Origin of the sequence: Gordonia sp. N1V, from assembly GCF_029269935.1 — a bacterium.
Lineage (GTDB): Bacteria > Actinomycetota > Actinomycetes > Mycobacteriales > Mycobacteriaceae > Gordonia > Gordonia polyisoprenivorans.
Map to the genome: position 1 here is coordinate 1 of NZ_JARJDD010000042.1, position 16,688 is coordinate 16,688.

At 58.6% G+C, this 16,688-nt stretch carries 17 protein-coding genes; 6 read left to right on the forward strand and 11 right to left on the reverse strand.

The window, feature by feature from the left end; genetic code table 11:
• Window positions 1–429: 429 nt before the first annotated feature.
• Both P3L18_RS27655 and P3L18_RS27660 read left to right on the forward strand, forming a co-directional pair.
• A complete protein-coding gene (locus P3L18_RS27655) occupies window positions 430–1,320 on the forward strand; it encodes a hypothetical protein (RefSeq protein WP_276115932.1) in 891 nt (296 codons plus the stop codon).
• Between the two features lie 915 nt (window positions 1,321–2,235).
• Window positions 2,236–4,188, forward strand: a complete 1,953-nt coding sequence (locus tag P3L18_RS27660) for an ATP-binding protein (RefSeq protein ID WP_276115933.1) — start codon at window positions 2,236–2,238, stop codon at window positions 4,186–4,188.
• A 183-nt stretch (window positions 4,189–4,371) separates the two neighbouring features.
• On the opposite strand, the gene P3L18_RS27665 is transcribed toward P3L18_RS27660, so the two are convergent.
• Genes P3L18_RS27665 through P3L18_RS27675 form a run of 3 tightly spaced genes read right to left on the reverse strand, consistent with a single transcriptional unit; the run spans window position 4,372 to window position 7,105 of the window.
• Complete coding sequence (locus tag P3L18_RS27665; RefSeq protein ID WP_276115934.1) at window positions 4,372–4,923, reverse strand: HEPN domain-containing protein; 552 nt, start codon at window positions 4,921–4,923, stop codon at window positions 4,372–4,374.
• On the reverse strand, window positions 4,920–6,161 hold the full coding sequence (locus P3L18_RS27670; RefSeq protein ID WP_276115935.1) for a DUF262 domain-containing protein: 1,242 nt from the start codon (window positions 6,159–6,161) through the stop codon (window positions 4,920–4,922). Before P3L18_RS27670 ends, P3L18_RS27665 begins: the two co-directional genes overlap by 4 nt.
• A gap of 32 nt (window positions 6,162–6,193) precedes the next feature.
• Window positions 6,194–7,105: a NaeI family type II restriction endonuclease gene (locus P3L18_RS27675; RefSeq protein ID WP_276115948.1), complete on the reverse strand. Its 912-nt coding sequence runs from the start codon at window positions 7,103–7,105 to the stop codon at window positions 6,194–6,196.
• A 114-nt stretch (window positions 7,106–7,219) separates the two neighbouring features.
• Between P3L18_RS27675 and P3L18_RS27680 the strand changes: the two genes are divergently transcribed.
• Window positions 7,220–7,933: a hypothetical protein gene (locus P3L18_RS27680; RefSeq protein ID WP_276115936.1), complete on the forward strand. Its 714-nt coding sequence runs from the start codon at window positions 7,220–7,222 to the stop codon at window positions 7,931–7,933.
• The gene (locus tag P3L18_RS27685; RefSeq protein WP_276115937.1) at window positions 7,930–8,766 is read left to right on the forward strand and encodes an HNH endonuclease signature motif containing protein; all 837 of its coding nucleotides are present in this window, start codon (window positions 7,930–7,932) and stop codon (window positions 8,764–8,766) included. The genes P3L18_RS27680 and P3L18_RS27685 overlap by 4 nt, the downstream gene beginning before the upstream one ends.
• 435 nt (window positions 8,767–9,201) lie before the next feature.
• Here the strand turns inward: P3L18_RS27685 and P3L18_RS27690 are convergent, their stop codons facing one another.
• Window positions 9,202–9,669 (reverse strand): hypothetical protein, encoded by a 468-nt coding sequence (locus tag P3L18_RS27690; RefSeq protein ID WP_276115938.1) that lies wholly within the window; start codon window positions 9,667–9,669, stop codon window positions 9,202–9,204.
• Between the two features lie 358 nt (window positions 9,670–10,027).
• Window positions 10,028–10,969 carry a DNA cytosine methyltransferase gene (locus P3L18_RS27695; RefSeq protein WP_276115939.1) on the reverse strand — a complete coding sequence of 314 codons (942 nt, stop codon included), beginning with the start codon at window positions 10,967–10,969 and terminating at the stop codon, window positions 10,028–10,030.
• Between the two features lie 86 nt (window positions 10,970–11,055).
• Between P3L18_RS27695 and P3L18_RS27700 the strand changes: the two genes are divergently transcribed.
• The gene (locus P3L18_RS27700; protein ID WP_276115940.1) at window positions 11,056–11,571 is read left to right on the forward strand and encodes a very short patch repair endonuclease; all 516 of its coding nucleotides are present in this window, start codon (window positions 11,056–11,058) and stop codon (window positions 11,569–11,571) included.
• Between the two features lie 235 nt (window positions 11,572–11,806).
• Here P3L18_RS27700 and P3L18_RS27705 read toward each other — a convergent pair whose 3' ends face one another.
• Entirely contained in the window at window positions 11,807–13,135 is a 1,329-nt protein-coding gene (locus P3L18_RS27705) for an MFS transporter (RefSeq protein WP_276115941.1), read from the reverse strand.
• A 106-nt stretch (window positions 13,136–13,241) separates the two neighbouring features.
• On the opposite strand from P3L18_RS27705, the gene P3L18_RS27710 reads away from it, so the two are divergent.
• On the forward strand, window positions 13,242–13,634 hold the full coding sequence (locus P3L18_RS27710; protein ID WP_276115942.1) for a helix-turn-helix domain-containing protein: 393 nt from the start codon (window positions 13,242–13,244) through the stop codon (window positions 13,632–13,634).
• Window positions 13,635–13,691: 57 nt separating this feature from the next.
• Here P3L18_RS27710 and P3L18_RS27715 read toward each other — a convergent pair whose 3' ends face one another.
• From P3L18_RS27715 to P3L18_RS27735, 5 genes are all read right to left on the reverse strand, one after another.
• On the reverse strand, window positions 13,692–14,018 hold the full coding sequence (locus P3L18_RS27715) for a hypothetical protein (RefSeq protein WP_276115943.1): 327 nt from the start codon (window positions 14,016–14,018) through the stop codon (window positions 13,692–13,694).
• Between the two features lie 6 nt (window positions 14,019–14,024).
• Complete coding sequence (locus P3L18_RS27720; RefSeq protein WP_276115944.1) at window positions 14,025–14,414, reverse strand: ectoine synthase; 390 nt, start codon at window positions 14,412–14,414, stop codon at window positions 14,025–14,027.
• Entirely contained in the window at window positions 14,411–15,688 is a 1,278-nt protein-coding gene (gene ectB / locus P3L18_RS27725; protein ID WP_276115945.1) for a diaminobutyrate--2-oxoglutarate transaminase, read from the reverse strand. The genes P3L18_RS27720 and ectB overlap by 4 nt, the downstream gene beginning before the upstream one ends.
• Window positions 15,685–16,212 (reverse strand): diaminobutyrate acetyltransferase, encoded by a 528-nt coding sequence (gene ectA, locus P3L18_RS27730; RefSeq protein WP_276115946.1) that lies wholly within the window; start codon window positions 16,210–16,212, stop codon window positions 15,685–15,687. The genes ectB and ectA overlap by 4 nt, the downstream gene beginning before the upstream one ends.
• On the reverse strand, window positions 16,209–16,688 hold a 480-nt coding region (locus tag P3L18_RS27735), incomplete at its 5' end, for an SRPBCC family protein (protein WP_276115947.1). The genes ectA and P3L18_RS27735, both read right to left, overlap by 4 nt.

The following is a 16,688-nucleotide window of genomic DNA, read 5'->3' on the forward strand; positions in this document are numbered from 1 at the left end:
AACCGTGTCGTCCTCGACGTCACCAGTAAGCCGCCGGGCACCATCGAGTGGGAGTGAATCGCGGCATCCCCGGAACTGAACTACGCAACCTCGTCACTTTCGTGCGAAGGATCCTCTGGGTCGACGAGCTGCAGCGGAGGACAGCGGTGCATGAATCGCGGATCTGCCCCGTGCCTGCTTCTGATGATCATCAGGCCACCGAGGTACACCTCGTTCGTGCCAAAGACATCCGTCAGACGCTCACCACACTTGTCACATATTCGTTCGGGAAGGGCCATTGGAACTCCTTGGATGCCTGATGCCGCCTTGTGGGATTTATAGTCCCACGACGGCGCGCATGTTGTCCAGCTTTCGCCAATCAGTTCTCCCGATCAACGACTAGGCTGATGCCATACGTAGAACGAACCCGTAGCCACCCAGGAGCAGATGATGACCGCTGGATCACCGGAACCACGAAACTACCGCCACTCATCGACCTCGACGCGCGATGCAGCGATGAAACAGTATGTCCAGCGATCTCGAGCCAATGCACTTCCGGTTCAGCTGTCCCCATCCTTCTTCGACACGCTCATAGAATCTGGCGATTTCTCTCGTAGCGCTCTGTACCGCGTATGGACCAAGTCGAGTTTCTCGATAGACTTCCTGAGTGAGATTGCCGACGATAGTTACGCAGACAAAACTATTTTTCATTCTAATGCATTGTTCCATGCAATCAGCATCTCATTGCAAGACATAAGTTCAGCCTTGTCGTCCGAACAATCGCGGCGACAAATCATAATTCGCGCGATACGTGTGGGCATTGAGGAAGACCTACAGGAAATTCAAAAGGACAGTTCTTGGCGCACCCCTATAAATGCGCGAGCGGCCATTGCTAACCTTCCCGAGCGCGGCGTGCGAGACGACTTGGCATGGAGCGGCAAAGAAGCGGGATTCGAAGCCCGTCATCGCGCGGGACAGTATATTCGGATAGCGTTAAACTTGTTTGGCTTTCGATTGCAAGACGCACTGCAGGATGACTACTCCATCATTCCATCCGTTGCCTCGGCGATAATCAATGGATTCATGCTCGAATCGGAGAAGAACGAGTCAATTCTTCAGCACGAGAAGATTCAGTCAATGCCAGGAGGGGCTAACTTTTGTTCATTGCCGGTTCTGGTGTGCACCAGTATCGTCGAACGTCTGATTGAACCGATTGAGGGATTCGATCCTGGCCAAACAGTCGATAGATTGAATGAAATAAGTGACTTTCTGAACAGGGAGGAGCCAGACGACGATAAGTTGACCGCGCTTCGGCGCATTCTTATTCAGTACTCGAGCTAGCGCGAACACACGCAAGCTCTTGCACTGGATGCGTTGACAGCTCTTCAAAGTAGCCATTGATCGCGGTCGAGATCGATGAATCCGGTGTCCCATGGATCCATGCGCACCCAGCATCGCCCGTGAACGTCCCGCGTCCAGCGGGACTTACCGCGGCGGGTCTCGTCAATCCCGAGAACCCAAACCGGTGCCGGCGAGCACAGTATCCGGTCACCGTGCTCGACGAAAGCTGCATGCGCTGTTGGCCACGACACGCCCAACCCGGCCGCGACCTCACTGACCGACCGGGTCGCCCCAACAACCGCTCGGCCGATCTGGGTGCGAAACGAATCGTAGTGCGCCGCCGCGGCGGCACCTGTGGGATCGATTCAGTGAACCCGGCGCGTGCGCACTCCGGGTTCACACAGCGAGACCGTATCTCATGCCACTGCGACAGGATTGGATCGTCCCCGTAGCGGATGTCGCGGGGTCGAGTGACCGTCCGATCCTCCACCGACCTGGACACCACACGACAATCCGGGCACCGCGAGGCCTCTGCATTAGCGGTCGCCACATCCACCACCCGGACCCAGTCGGCCTGCCGCACGACCGCTCTGACCTCAAGCCCATTTCGACCCAACAACGACGTAGCATCAGCATGCCCCTAGTACTCCTCAACCGAAATCGGAAAGTGTCGAAACATCCAGATTTCCGGAGACCAGGGGCCTCTCAAGTGATCGACGGGGTTTCACGCGTGAGAGCGACTCAAACCCCAGGTCTGTCGTGCGCTGAAACCCAGTTCTGGCACACCACGCCTGACGCGTCCTGAATAACTGCTTGGCTTGCATCCCCCGCACATAAGCGAGTGCTGGTCGGCGAGACACGACAGCGAAACCTCTCTCGGCGGAGCCTGTCGGAGCCGTGCGCAATACTACATGCGTGAACCGCTTCCACATCGATGCTCAAGACGACTACGTAGTTCGGATCGCCCACAGAGATGATCCAGTGCGCGCCGTCGTCGAACTCGTCTGGAACAGTCTCGATGCCGAAGCCCACAAGGTGAGCATCGACATCGAACCCGACGGGCTGGACGGCATCGCTCGAGTGACCATCACTGACGATGGCCACGGCGTCATGCCAGAAGAGGTGCAGTCAAACTTCGGGCGTCTCGGTGGCTCATGGAAGCAGACCGCCAAAAAGTCTCCCAACATCAAACGCCAACTGAACGGCCGAAATGGCCAGGGTCGTATACGGGGATTCGCACTCGGCGACCTAATCAAGTGGACGACGACCGCGTCCAATACGCCAGGAGACTTGAAGCGTACGGTCATCAGTGGGTCGGTGGACGACCCAACTAACTTCGAGAGCGATACGCAACCCACGATCTCTGGCGACGTCCCCGGAACAGTCTTTGAGGCGATCAACCCGCCAAAGTACATCACTCGCATCGAAGCCAAGAGCGCAGTGGGCCGGCTGACCGCAACCTTCTCGGTCTTCTTGACTGAGAACCCGGACGTGAAGATCGTGTTCAAGGGTGCGGAACTCGATCCTACAGCAGCCGAGCGGCACCGCTTCGAAAAGGAGCTGGTCGATTTCAAGAATGCCAAGGGGCAGATCCCTAAGCTCCGGATCATTGAGTGGAACGAGCCCGCAGAGCGTTCTATTCATCTCTGCGACACGACGGGAACCATCCGAACGTCGGTACATCCGAACATCCAGACACCTGGACTTGAGTACACCGCGTTCGTTTTATGGGACCACTTCAATGACTTGAGCGATGAAGAGCTCGCGGCCGGTGAGCTCGACGGTCCAGTTAGTGACGTCGTCACTGCAGCCCGGAAGGAGATCAAGGAGTACTTCAAGGATCGCGACGCCGCTCGGCGGGAGGAACAGGTCAAGTCATGGGTCAGTGATGGCGTCTATCCCTACACCGACGACCCAGAAGATGAACTCGCGCGAGTCGAACGTGAGACGTTCGACTTCGTGGCAACCACCATTGCCCGAAAACTGCCGAAGAGCGAGAAGCAACAACGAGGGATGCTGGCGCTCCTGAAGGCGACGGTGGCGAACAGCCCGGACGAGACGATGCAGGTCCTCGAAAGCGTAATGGGTCTCCCTAAGCACGAGGTCAAGCGTCTCGCCTCGCTCCTCGACCGGACGCAGATCACCCAGCTCATCGAGGCAAACACTAAACTCGTGAATCGACTCGATTTTCTGCAAGCGCTCAAGCAGATGGTCTTCGACCCTGCGACAAACAAGTCGACTCAGGAACGAACGCAGCTACACGCCATGCTTGAGAAGAACACTTGGGTCTTCGGAGAAGAGTACGACCTCATGGCAAGCGACCGCAGCCTGGATGCGGTTCTCGATCGCTACCTCGCACACATCGACGGACCCGATACGCAGCCAAAGCCAGTTCGCCGACACGACGGTTCAGTAGGCCGAGTTGATCTCATGCTTGGGCAATCGCGGCCCGCAGTTGGGAGGAACGACTACCTGATCGTCGAATTGAAGCGACCCAGCGTGACCATCTCCGCCAAAGAGGTACAACAAATCAAGTCGTATGCGGATGCCGTAACGAGCGATGCGCAGTTTCGAGGTCGGAAGTCGCACTGGGACTTCGTTCTGGTCTCGGCCAAAATCGACCGTATCACCATGAAAGATATTCAGGACAACCCGCTCGGACTACTCGCAGATTGGCGCGACCAGGACCCCCCGACGCGAATCTGGGTAAAGACGTGGGCGCAGATCATCGATGAGCGGACCGATCAACTCCGCTTCTTCAAAGACGCACTGAACCATGATGCGTCGCGCGAACACGCGATCGACTACGTAAATAAACACTTCGCCGAAGAAGCAGTGCCCGAAAAGCTTAGGGTTACCAGCGCCTAGTTCACCTCACGCGAAGTCCAGGTACGTTCCTGCGCTGTTCGCCGGATCCCATCGACCACTATGTCGGCCAGGCAACCGCGACAACCAAGGTCGCCCAGAAACAGTGGTCGAGGCCGGGAACACTGTGGCGCCCGGCCGGTCCATCGGCGAGATAGTGACTTCTCGTGCCACGAAGCCTTGAAATCAGACGTCAGCTACGGCAACCTCCTCAAATATTAGGCGCTCAAAATTGTTAGGAAACTCACGAGCCAAGCGATACATTTTAATAAGATCTTCGGGCGTATACTCAAGACTGAAAGTTGCGTAGTCTTGATGCACGAGTCCGTTTCTCAACGATCCAATTCGCATAAACGCGGAGTGCTGTTCTGCGAAATCGGGGTTGGAGCGAATCTGCGCGGCGAAGTTCTTCCCACAATCCTGACCAAAACTGCTAAAGAATGGTTTCGCCTTCTCCTTTTGCCAGTCGAACATCGTATGATAATTCCGCGCCAGGACGCGCTTCTCAAGAAACGCAGCGAGAATTCCTCCCCCTTTCTCTTCGAATGCCGCAGCAAGGTACTTCTTGACTTGACTCTCGAGAGAACTTGCAGCCGCGATCAGCAGCACCTTATGATACGATCGGTTCAGGGCTGCCAGCCCGGAAGGGCTGCGAGTGGATAAATCATCTCGCAATACGCAGTAGTCTTCGTACAGCGCCTCTACGGGGCCATCATGAGTCTCAGGTGTAGCAGTCATGACATTGCGTTCAGGGCATCTTCAGCGAGCCTTACCCTGGCAGTAATATTTACCGACTTCGTTGACCCCTCTTGCAGGGTGCCCGCAAATCCTGCACTAGTTTTGACGTCCGAAACTGCCTCGACCAAATCGTTCGCATCAATTTCCGGACGGCCACATCGTACCCAAGCGGCAAAGATACTCTCAAAAAGAACGCCGCTAAACTTTCCGCCACGCGAGAATATTTCCGCCCCACCACCTGCGAAAGACTCAATGAAAGTTCGCAAATCCGAGATTGCGCCTTCCGCTTGTGAATCCGAAAACGACTTGACACTCTCGCAGAACTTATTTACGAACCCGGTCATCGATCCGCTGAATTCGTCCAGACCTCGCGCGAGCGCAAGGCTGCGCAACAAGAACTCGGTGTCGCGCATTCGCGAATCCGGGCTAGACTGACCGACAAGATTTCTCCACTGTGGCTTGAGATTCAAATCAAGTAGCGAATCAATCACCTGCGAATGATAGAGGCTCGCCCGTATTTCCTGTGGAGTGAGGTTCACCCCGCCTGTGTTCAAACGGCTAAATATCTCGTACATCGCGCTATCGCCATCGGGGCTCGTCTGTTTTACGACCACGTTTCTGATTGTGCGAAGATTCAGCGTAGTTTTGTCATCTTTCAGACTCATATACGAAAATCCGTGATATCTATTCTTCTTACCCGTCACAGATTTGGCAAGCGTGAGCTTGAAGTCCGTAAAGTAGTCTCTGTCATGCAGGACGTCATCGCTGATGATACCGGCATTCAGGCTCGGACGGAGCTCGCTTCGAATCTTTGGAAGCGGAAATCTCCCCTTCGCAAAGAAAAATAGGGTCAATAGTCGCTGCTGCCCATCGATCACAATGAAGTTATTCTTACCTTCTTCATACAAAAAGACTTGAGGTACCGGCAAACCTATCAGAAGCGACTCGATGAGCTTTGAAGCCCGCTTTTTATCCCAAATATAGTTTCTCTGAAATGCGGGAATCTTGATCGCACCCGACTCGATGAAATTGACAATTGTTGCGAAATTCCAGTCATTTGGAGACGACACTATATCGTACTCGAGAACCGAGTTGTCGTCGATCTCTTGTGAAGCATCATCCAGCCACGAAGCTCGGTCGCCTTCAGCAGGAAGTCGGGCAGCATCGTCGAGACCGTTGTCCTCGCCGTCGGGAGCTTCGATTTGCTCGTCGTCCTCAGTTACTTCGTCATGGTTCATGACTGAACTACTCTTCCTCTCAAATTGTGTGCCTACTCTCTAATCTTTGGAGCCGGCGTTCCGCCAGCATCGGCTAGTTGTGCACGCCGCCAACTTCTCACGCCGAGTCTCACTCCTCGGTCCGACGGTACAATCCGCAACGAGACGTACTCGTCGGCGTTCGGGACGGGCACTCCGAACTCAACTGCGAGCTCACGGTGGTACATCCCACTGAGGATGATGTAGCCCTCTGGTTGAAGGGCTGAGCGCGCTCCTCCGTTGTAGCGAACTCGCTTCTGGGCATCGAGCTGGCGGCTTACCGTCGCGACGGCATTCCGGTGAACAAGCATGCCCTCAGCAGCTCGGAACAGGCGATTGGTCCGTTCGGTCCCGTGGCGGTGGTCGAAAATGTGGTCGACCACATGCCGCGGAAGCTGGAGCAACACATTCGGCCGCAGTTCAGCGTCGCGCCAGATCCATTCGACTCGTTGGCGTCCGAGTTCGTTGAGCTGGCTCTTCTTGTCACGATTGTGACCCACGCGGCGCACGCCAGCGGTCGCACGGATTAGTCCCAGTGACCAGCGGGACTGCGCGTCATCGCCTGTTGCAACTAGGGCAAGCTCATCGAAGACCTCAGGAGGAAGCATCCATCCTCCCATGGACTGACTCCACTTTGCGTCCACTTGGTGACCGGCAATCCGGTAGTCGGTCTCATCGCCACCATCGAAGCCGAACTCACGCTGCGCGTTGATTTCGAACAGCGTGCCGAAATGGGTCTTCTCAGTCTTCATGAGCTGATCCCAGCGATACCTGCCAGTCTCTTGGCCGTTGTAGATCATGTCGTACGTGTGCCGAATGACTGCAGCCCATCGAGAACCATCCGGGTCGAGGCGAAGGATCTCGTCTCGAACCTCATTCAGCGCAGGGTCAGGCGCCCGCTCGTCGCTGAAGAACCCTTCCAGCATCACGCAGGCACCGTATCGCGCCGCACCGACACGAGACATACGCAACGCCGATTGTCGGTGCTGCCTGTTCTACTGGAATCGCTAGTGCTACCCCACAACAGCAGGGAGGTTGCGTTGATTCCGACCTACGACGTCGATATCCACGTCCGCGAGACGTTCGAGTCAACTGACTTCTGGCAGCCTGCGCCGTCCGATATCGACGAGGAGGGCTTCGCCTACTTCCAAGACGCCTGGCCGATCCTATCGCCGTCCGTGGCAGATACCGCGGCGGTCATCGCCTCTGAAGAAGTTGGACTGGCCTTCCTTGAGTGGACTTGCCGAGACGCTGCCCAATTCGACGAAGTCGCTCGAGACCTAGAAGCCTTCGTCTTAAATGAGCCGCTGCCGGACGATGTTGCAGACGCCTTCACTGGTCTCAACGGACTGGAGGTTGGAGTCGCCGGCTTGGTGTACGCACTTGCCTGTACCGGCTACTACCCAGCGGCGAGTTGCCGAAGTCACGCGGAGCGGTCGTGGTCGGACTGTCCTGTCGTGTTCTTCGCGACGGCCGAACCCCGACTACGCAACCTGATTCCGCTGGCCGTCGAAGCAGGCTGCGGGCTGGACGCAAACAACTCCCGCGGGGTGCCGTTATTCGTGCTCTACGCTCCATCCACTGTCGAGATGGCCAACCTGGCACGAGCTGTTTTCGCGCAGCGGACTGAACTCCGCGCGATGCCCAAAACCAGCCGACGGCAGCTATCGCGATACCGAACTCCTCTACCGACACAGCTCAACCTCTTTGACATGCTCACTCGAAGCGACTCCGGAGAGCGCCCCTGCCAATGAAAGACACCGAGAGCCTCCTCCCACTGCCTTTGCCCGAGAGCGACGACCTCAAGCAGCTTGTTCCTGCGGCGGAGGTACGCCGGATCTACTCGTTCCTGTACGAGCGCCGCGATGACCCACCGACAGAAACCGAGATTGAAGACCACCTTGCTGCGCTGAGTGGGGAGACGCACTCGAACCGCGGTCGGCGAAGGCGTGAGCTCAGCCCGCTCTTTGAGATTCAGAAAGTGCCCAACGGACGGCGCCCTAGGTACCTGCTGGTCGGCATGAAACCCTCCGCCTCGGACGCGGCCAACGACCCGAGACCGAGTCGCGCGCTCCGTGCTCAAGTACTGCAAGTACAACGTTGCGCTATGTGTGGCAAGACGCCGCTGAAACATGGGGTCGAGTTGGACGTCGACCACAAGCTGCCACGGTCATGGGGCGGCAAGACTGTCCGCGAGAATCTCCAGCCATTGTGCCAAGAGTGCAACGCCGGAAAGAAGGCGCATTTCTCGACATTCGAGAGATTTGAAAGTGAAATCAGGCAAGCTGCGAGCTTTGCCGATCCACGACAGCGACTCGGCGAACTGCTCGCGGCTTTCGGCAAAGACCGCTGGGTTCCGTCAGATTTGTTGGAAGCCGTAGCCAGCGCCAAAGAGCCCCAAGACGATTGGCAACGTCGTCTGCGCGAACTACGAAAGCTCGGGTGGAACTACAAACACAAGAAGCGACGTGAGCGAGGCAGGGTTCGGGTGTACTACCAACTCACGAAATCGGCTACGTGGCCGGACAGCATACCGGGCACGATCAGAGCCGCAAAGCAACGACGAACTCAGAACCGCGATTCATGACCGGCTCTGCCTTGTTGCTAGGCAAAGTCTCGACTCCAGCGAGTTGCCACACCCTCCCCGGTCACGCCTGACGGCACATAGCCCACGACCGGTCGACCAGCGGCCGCTCGCTGACGTCTGTTCTCCCTGAGGGCGAAACAGAGCGTCCGCAGCACGAGCGTCGCTTCGTTCTCTGACAACCCCCGTAGAGCATCGAATGTCATGCTTGTTAAGCCGAATTCACTCAGACTGGCGTTCGGGTTCTCGCCAAAGTAGACATCCCAGGTCTCTTGGATGTTGCAGACTTTCTTCGTCTGATCTGGGTAAGCATCTCGAATGCGCTGTTCGTACATCGCACTTGCCCTCCTAACCCCCAGCGCTACCTGGGGTTACAGAAGATTGTAGGGGGCAGAAAGTGGTGCACGCCACTCGGAGAGACAGGTGCAAAGGTCTCAATTACGTCAAGCTGTCGTTATCTTCCACCGGCACGAGCCGCGCGGACCGCTCGCCGACTGATGCAAGCACTTCTTCGACATCAACCTCCTGGATTGACGATCCGATGACGCGAGCATCGGCGTGTTCAAGGGTGGCCGCAACTTCCTTGGCGAAGTCCTGTAGCCGCCGCATCTCGTCGGCAGCGTTGGTCAAGACGGCGAAGGCGACATCTACCTCGCCACTCTCAGCAAAGCGAATCCACGCGCCGCGACCGTCTAGGCTGTGCCGAATCGCTCGCGACAGAAGCGAGTAGTCGAGCATTGGTTCCGGGTTCATGGCGATTCGGAAATGTGCACGAAACACTGAGGTTTGGACTGCATCCAATTCGTCAGCACTGGGTCGAAAATCAGGTAATCCGCGAGGCTCGGGAATCACTGAGTCCCGCAATACATCTGAAGCGGATGACGCCTGCCAAAGAGCCGGTTCCATGTCTATTACCTTCGAAGTCGGAGAGGGAGGCCGTTCCATCTACTACCCATTGTAGTAGATGGAACGGCTAGGTCAATACGTTCTCGCAGGTCAGGACGCCTGTAGTCGCATGACTTCGTCGTCGATGGACGCCCGGCAGCGGTCGACCGGCCAGCAGACGGTGGTGCGCCCGAGGCTGAGAATCCGACCGGTAATTGCATCCTTGTAATTCAATCAAAGGGCTGCAGGACATCCCTAATGCGAAACGCGGAAATGTCGACATCGCGTCCTGCCTCGCTCGTCACGGTGATTGAACTAGGCATCAACCGTATCGCTCCGTAGAAGACACCGGCAACCGGTTACGCCAAAGTAGTCCAGACTACCGACGAATCGCCTTCGCTATCGCGAGGCCGACCGCCTGAGCGACCGGCGGCGGGAACGCGTTGCCAATCTGGCGGTAGGCGGCGGTCTTGCGGCCGAAGAACTCCCAGTTGGGCGGGAATCCTTGAATCGCGGCCACCATTTCAAGGGTGAGCCGCGGGGTGTGGTTCACCGGGGTCTCTTCGTTCGGGCCGGCATCGGCGATGCCCTTGCCGTCGACCCCGAGGTTCAGCCACGCCGCCTTGGCACGCGTCGGCCCAAGATCCGCTCCCCCATGCTTGCGCGAGCCTCCGACGATCGTCGGTCCAATACCGTCGGCGCGTGCTGCCCAGGCTTCGGCACCCGCCCAGCCATCGCGAGCCATCAGCGGCAGAAGGGTCTCACCGACGGTCGCTGCCGAGCCATCAGCAGACGGCCATTTGAATTTCTTCATGTAGGTCTTGCGCAGCCCGACAAGAATGAACCGTGGGCGTAGCTGGGGCACGCCGAACTCGCATGCGTTCAGAACCTGCCACTGGCTCTCGTACCCCAGCTCTTCAAGGCGGCCCTGAATGTAGGCACGGTAGGACTGAAACTTTGCCGTCGATAGCCCCCGCACGTTCTCGAGCATGACGGCCTTCGGCTTCGACTCTTCGACCAGGCGCAGCGCCTGCGGGAACAAGTCGCGGTCGTCGTCAGGCCCGAGCTGCTTGCCCGCGATCGAGAAGGGCGGACAGGGCACACCACCAGCGAACAGGTCGATTCCCCGGAAGTCGCGGCCGTTGACGTCTGCGACATCGCCCTCGATGACTTTCCAGTCTGGACGATTAATCCGGAGCGTCTCACATGGTTCCGGCTCGATCTCTACAGCGGCTTCGTGCGCGAACCCCGCTAGCTCAAGCCCGAGCGACTGGCCGCCGGCACCTGCACAAATCTCGAGGCAACTGAAATCGCCGGACACCCGCACCCCTCTGCATTGTTCGAACAATTGTTCGCATACTACCTGCGTTGCGCTGTCTAATGCAACCAAGCGACACTGGACACCGTATGGCACCGACACCTTCGCGCGGCGATGGCTCGCCGAACGCTTCGCCCGCTACTCCCTACACGACGACCGCTGGCCGATCGCGCAACATGGCCGCGATCAAACGAGCCAACACCAAACCCGAGATGGCGCTTCGACGCGAACTGCACCGACGAGGCCTGCGCTACCGAAAGGACTTCGCCATCCGCCTCAACGGCAGGCTGGTCCGGCCTGACATTGCCTTCACGCGGCGTCGACTCGCGGTGTTTGTTGACGGCTGTTTCTGGCATTGCTGCCCCCATCATGGCCGTCAGCCAGCGAAGAACACCGACTATTGGACACCGAAGCTGGCGCGCAATGTGGTGCGCGACCAGACGCAGACCGAGGCACTAGAGATCGCTGGGTGGACCGTCTGCCGATTATGGGAGCACGAGCCCGTCGAGACCATGGCTCAGATCGTCCTCGATGCCATAGACGCACTCGATAACGTTCGTCCCGGAACCGTTACCCAGCCCATTGGTTTGATGCGGCGGACGTAACGCCCAGGCGGTAGCGCGCTGGCGCTGCCTATGAGTTGATCAGCGCCGTTGTCTAATGGTCGAAGTCGGCGACGAACATGATCGACAGAGGTCGCACTGGTGCGAGCGTGGTTGAGGCACACTTGCGAATCGCCCCACGCATGGTTTTCCACGTGTTTGTCAAGCGCAAGCGGCAGTGCCGCGTTGAACTGCGATCAAATGCCGACCCGCGTTCCGTGATTTCGAGGGTTTGCGGTCAGCCGATGCTAGGTGCAGCGGTTTGGGTGCCATTCCGCCGGGGCCGGGGGGTGTGGATCTTTGTGGTGATCGCGCCGAGTACGGCGGCTACGGTGCACAGGATTGCTCCGATGATCCATACGGGGGTGTAGGTGCCGTCGGCGTCGCGGATGATGCCTCCGGTGATGGCCATTGCGCCGGCGCCCAGTTGGTGGAAGACGTTGACCCAGCCGAATGCGAGGGCGCTGTCGGTTCCAAAGTAGTGGCGGCACAGGGCGATGGTGGGCGGGACGGTGGCGACGTCGAGGATGCCGAAGGCGATGGCGAAGGTGATGAGGCCTGGGTCAATTTGGCTGGTGAAGATGGTCGGCAGGATGGCCAAAGTGATTCCGCGAACCAGAAAGAATGATGCGAGCAGGATTCGAGGTTCGATGCGATCGGTGAGCCACCCGGAGGAAATGGTGCCGGCGATGTTGGCGAAACCGATCAGCGCGAGCAGGCTCGACGCTGCGGTGGGGACCATGCCGTGATCGTGGGCGGCGGGGGTGAAGTGCGACCACATGAGCCCGTTGGTGGTGGCTCCGCAGAGGAAGAACATCATGGCCAGGAGCCAGAACCGGGGATTGCGCAGGCATGCGAGGAGTACGCGCAGGGTGCGGCTCAGTGCTTTTTCCGCAACGCCAGGAGCGGTGTTGCCGACATCGGTTTCGGGATCCGCACCATAGCGGGTGATACCAAGGTCAGAAGGCTGGTTACGCAAACCGACAGTGACCAGGAGTGCTGCGGCGCCGGCGAGGGCGCCGCACGTGATGACTGGCGCGTGCCAGCCGTGATGGGTCATGAGCATGGAGAGCACAGGGAGCATGGCGAACTGGCCGACGACGCTGGCTGCAGTGAGGATTCCGGTAGCGAGTCCGATGCGGTGCACGAACCAACGGTTGGCCACGGTTGCTCCGAAGACCATCGTGATCGCACCGGTGCCGGTGCCGACGAGTACGCCCCACCAGAGGATGAACCATCCGGTGTTAGGGGTGACGGTAACCAGAAGTACCGAGCTGAACGTCAACAAGGTGAGTGCGGCGGAAGCGATACGTCGCAGCCCGTAGCGGTCCATCAACGCGGCACTGAACGGTGCGACAGCCCCGTACAAGACCATGTTGATCGACACGGCGATGCCGATTTCGGCCCGGCTCCAGCCTTCTGTCATCACCAGTGGATCGGTAATGAGTCCGGCGATGGTGGTGTACGAGCCGGCGGCTAGAAGCGCGGCCGCAGCAAGGGCGGTCATTCGCCAGGCGGGGTGGATGGCGCGGCGAGTACTCGCGTGCACGGTATGTGTATCGCTCATACCTATTGAATATCGCATAGAGGCCCAGGCCGGTAGTATGCACAATTCTGTCCATAAGGTATGATCACGCGCATTAGCAATTCAGGTTCGTGAAAGGAGCAGAGTGGTGACGGTTGGAACCGACCAGGAGGTGCTTCGTGACACTGTGCGCAGAGCTTTTGAAGTCTGTCCCGTCGAGGTCAGTATCGCGGTGTTAGGTGGCGCGTGGAAAATGACGATCGTCAAGCATCTTCTTGACGGCCCGCTGCGTTATGGCGAGTTGAGGCGCGCGGTGGGGCCGGTGACCCCTCGGGTGCTGACCCGTCAACTGCGGGAGTTGGAGTGTGACGGCATCGTGCGTCGCGAAGCGTATCCAGAGGTTCCCCCGCGCGTGGAGTACTCGTTGACCGACCTAGGGCAAGCGCTCGAACCATTTGTGACCGCTCTCAACGAGTGGGGCAAGAAGTACACCACCGAAGTCATCGAGCCCAAACAGGCTCGGCTGCCAGCGGCAAGCTGACCGAGTCCGACACCAGAACTTCTAGGGTGTCGCGAGGGCGATTGATGGGGACGGAGGCTACCGTAGTGCGATCAGGAATAGCGTGACCACGGAGATAACGCACGTCGCGACGTCGGCTGCCGGCACAAGCCATCTGCGATCCCGCAAGACGAGGACCGCTCCTTGCGCCTGTAGGGCGAGCTGGCTCACGGCGAATCCGATGGTTGCCGCACCTAAGGCGACAACCGCGCCGATGCTGAGCGGCAGTCGATACAGCAACCCGGTCGCCGCGGCGAAAGTCAGCGTGATGATGGGCAACACGATCTGCACCAGCGGAGTCGTCAACTGCTGAAAAGCAGCCTCCGCCCCGTCTGCATGGTGTCGGGTTTTCTGCGGTGACATCATCTGCCGTTAGTTGAGCGCGGGGTAGGCGCCCGTGGCATCGTGGCGCTCTGTCCCCGAGGTCGCGGGATTGAAGACACAGATTGCTCGGATCTGGGTCTCGGCGTGCAAGATATGTTCGTCGTGATCGTTGAGGAGATACAGCACGCCTGGAGAGAGAGCGTGTTCGTCGCCTGTGCGGAGGTCGGTGACCGCACCGATGCCGTCAATGATCAGGACCGCTTCAATGTGGTGGGCGTAATGAAATCGGTTCGTAGTGCCAGCGGCGACGGTTGTGTCATGCAGTGAGAACCCCACATTGTCGTTGGCGACGACTAGCCTCAGGCTTGACCAGGTGCCGTTTTCGGCGGTGACATCGCGCGGTGTGCCGACGATGTCACTGCTGTCGGTGACGATCATGCTGCCCCCTGCGCGGTGAGGATGCAGGCTTTGGCCAACCGGTCGAGTCCTTGCGTCAGCTCGTCGTCGGTGATGGTGAGTGGCGGAAGAAGTTTTACGACTTCCCCGCGGGAGCCGCACGTCTCTACGAGCAGGCCGGTATCGAACGCTTGGGCGGCGATACGACTGGCGGTCGGGCCGTCTGTGCAACTGATCCCGAACACGAGTCCCTTGCTACGAATTGCCGAGATATCGGGGTGGCCGACGAGCTGTTCTTGGAGCTGTTCTGTGGCGAGACTGTTCTTGCGGTCCACGGACTGGATGAACGTTTCGGATTTCCAATAAGTTTCGAGCGCAACAGTGGCGGTCGCGAATGCGGCGTTGTTTCCTCGGAAGGTTCCGTTATGTTGCCCCGGGGTGAAGACGTCGAGTTCCGGTTTGAGTAGGACCAGGGCCATGGGGAGCCCGTAGCCGCTGATCGACTTAGACAGGGTGACTAGGTCGGGCACGATCCCTGAGGGCTCGAACGAGAAGAAACTGCCAGTGCGACCACATCCCATTTGAATATCGTCGACGATGAGAATCACCCCGTGTGCGGTGCACAGGTGCCGCACCTGACGTAGCCACGAGTCGCTAGCGATGTTGACTCCGCCCTCCCCCTGAACGGTTTCGACAATCACTGCTGCGGGCAGGCGGCGACCGTATTCTTCAGCTGTCGTGAAGAACTCACGCAGAAACCGGATGCCGTCGTCATCGAAGGATGCCATCACCGTGTCGGTCAACGTGACGCCGGCACCCGCGCGCTTCACGGGATTGCTGGTAACAGCAAGCGACCCCAGTGACATTCCGTGGAACGAGTTCGAGAAGTGCACCACGTCGTCGCGTCCGGTGGCGAGTCGCGCGAGTTTCAGTGCTGCCTCGACAGCGTTCGTGCCCGTTGGCCCGGTGAACATGACCCGGTAGTCCAGACCTCTTGGCTCGAGGACGATGCGGTGGAGCGTTTCTAGGAACTGCACTTTCGTCCGAGTCGCCATGTCCAGGCCGTGTGTAACGTAGTCGCCACTTAGGTGGTCAATGAGCGCTTCTTTGAGCCGAGGGTTGTTGTGGCCATAATTCAGCGCTCCTGCCCCAGCGAAGAAGTCCAGGTACGCGCGGCCGTCGGCGTCGTACATCCATGCGCCGTGCGCTTTTTCGAACACAATCGGCCAAGCGCGGACGTAGCTGCGCACTGCGGATTCATGGCGGGTAATCACGTCCATGCCGGTGAGTGTTGGGGTCGAGAGTGCCGGTGTCATTTGCTCTCCGTATCCGGTTGGTGGTCATCGGAGCTGATAGGACCAATGGAAACGAGGTCTTCGGGCTCGTGGCCTGTGGCTCCAAAAACGGTGTCGTCGAGAAACGGCGCCACTCTCAGCGGGGCGTTGAGGTCATCAGCGAACTTCCGCAGGAACTGCAAGGATGACGAGTTTGACGGGGTGACGGTGCATTCGACGTAGGTGAACCTGCCGGTGTGCACATGATGCAGCAGGTCGCCGGCCAGCCCGCGACCACGGTAGGCGGGCAGCACTCCGGCCTGCCAGATGAACAGGTGATCCGGCTGTGCGGGACGGGGGTAGCACATAATGAATCCCGCGACATGGTCGTCGTCGGCCGCGACAGCCGTGTACTCGCTGAAATCGTGGCACCAGAGCCCATAGATATAGGGCGAGTTCGTGTCTAGTCCGGCAGTGCGCGCGATGTCGATAATCGCGGGAGCGTCTGCCGTGGTGACGCGACGTAGACGCAGACGAGCCGGATTGAGCGTTGAGAAGGAGGTCACAATGTCTTCTCCATGGAGTCAGAGGTTGGGGTGAATTTGTTGCCCATGAAGTGCCGTAGCTCGCCCCAACCGGAGGGCTGAGCGACCGCGTTTTCATAAGCTTCGGTAATCGATGGAGCTGTCATGGCGATTTCGACCCAGCGACGGAAGCTGCTGATGCGATACTCGAACGGCGCGTATATTTGGGACGAGTTCCAGTACGAAGTCGTGGTGTTCCGCTGCATCCGTTCGCAGGCATCAAAGTCTTCGCGATTGGTGACGTCGAACAGTTCCACAGCCGGGCCAGGATCGAAGGCAGGGTCGTCTAGGTCTGTCTGCTGAAACAGCCAATAGCCGACAACGCGGGTGCGGTCTGGCCCCTCAGGGATCATGCACAGCAACGTGACGTGGTCGGAAACGCAGACGATCTGCCCTGTCGGCCACTGACGGCGCTCATTGAAAGTGCCCAGTCTGGCTAATTGAAACTGCTCACTTGT

Coding starts and splice junctions, on each gene's coding strand:
- P3L18_RS27655 (WP_276115932.1), top strand. CDS start 430: ATGACCGCTGGATCACCGGAACCACGAAACTACCGCCACTCATCGACC.
- P3L18_RS27665 (WP_276115934.1), bottom strand. CDS start 4,923: ATGACTGCTACACCTGAGACTCATGATGGCCCCGTAGAGGCGCTGTAC.
- P3L18_RS27670 (WP_276115935.1), bottom strand. CDS start 6,161: ATGAACCATGACGAAGTAACTGAGGACGACGAGCAAATCGAAGCTCCC.
- P3L18_RS27675 (WP_276115948.1), bottom strand. CDS start 7,105: ATGCTGGAAGGGTTCTTCAGCGACGAGCGGGCGCCTGACCCTGCGCTG.
- P3L18_RS27685 (WP_276115937.1), top strand. CDS start 7,930: ATGAAAGACACCGAGAGCCTCCTCCCACTGCCTTTGCCCGAGAGCGAC.
- P3L18_RS27690 (WP_276115938.1), bottom strand. CDS start 9,669: ATGGAACCGGCTCTTTGGCAGGCGTCATCCGCTTCAGATGTATTGCGG.
- P3L18_RS27700 (WP_276115940.1), top strand. CDS start 11,056: ATGGCACCGACACCTTCGCGCGGCGATGGCTCGCCGAACGCTTCGCCC.
- P3L18_RS27705 (WP_276115941.1), bottom strand. CDS start 13,135: ATGAGCGATACACATACCGTGCACGCGAGTACTCGCCGCGCCATCCAC.
- P3L18_RS27715 (WP_276115943.1), bottom strand. CDS start 14,018: ATGATGTCACCGCAGAAAACCCGACACCATGCAGACGGGGCGGAGGCT.
- P3L18_RS27720 (WP_276115944.1), bottom strand. CDS start 14,414: ATGATCGTCACCGACAGCAGTGACATCGTCGGCACACCGCGCGATGTC.
- ectB (WP_276115945.1), bottom strand. CDS start 15,688: ATGACACCGGCACTCTCGACCCCAACACTCACCGGCATGGACGTGATT.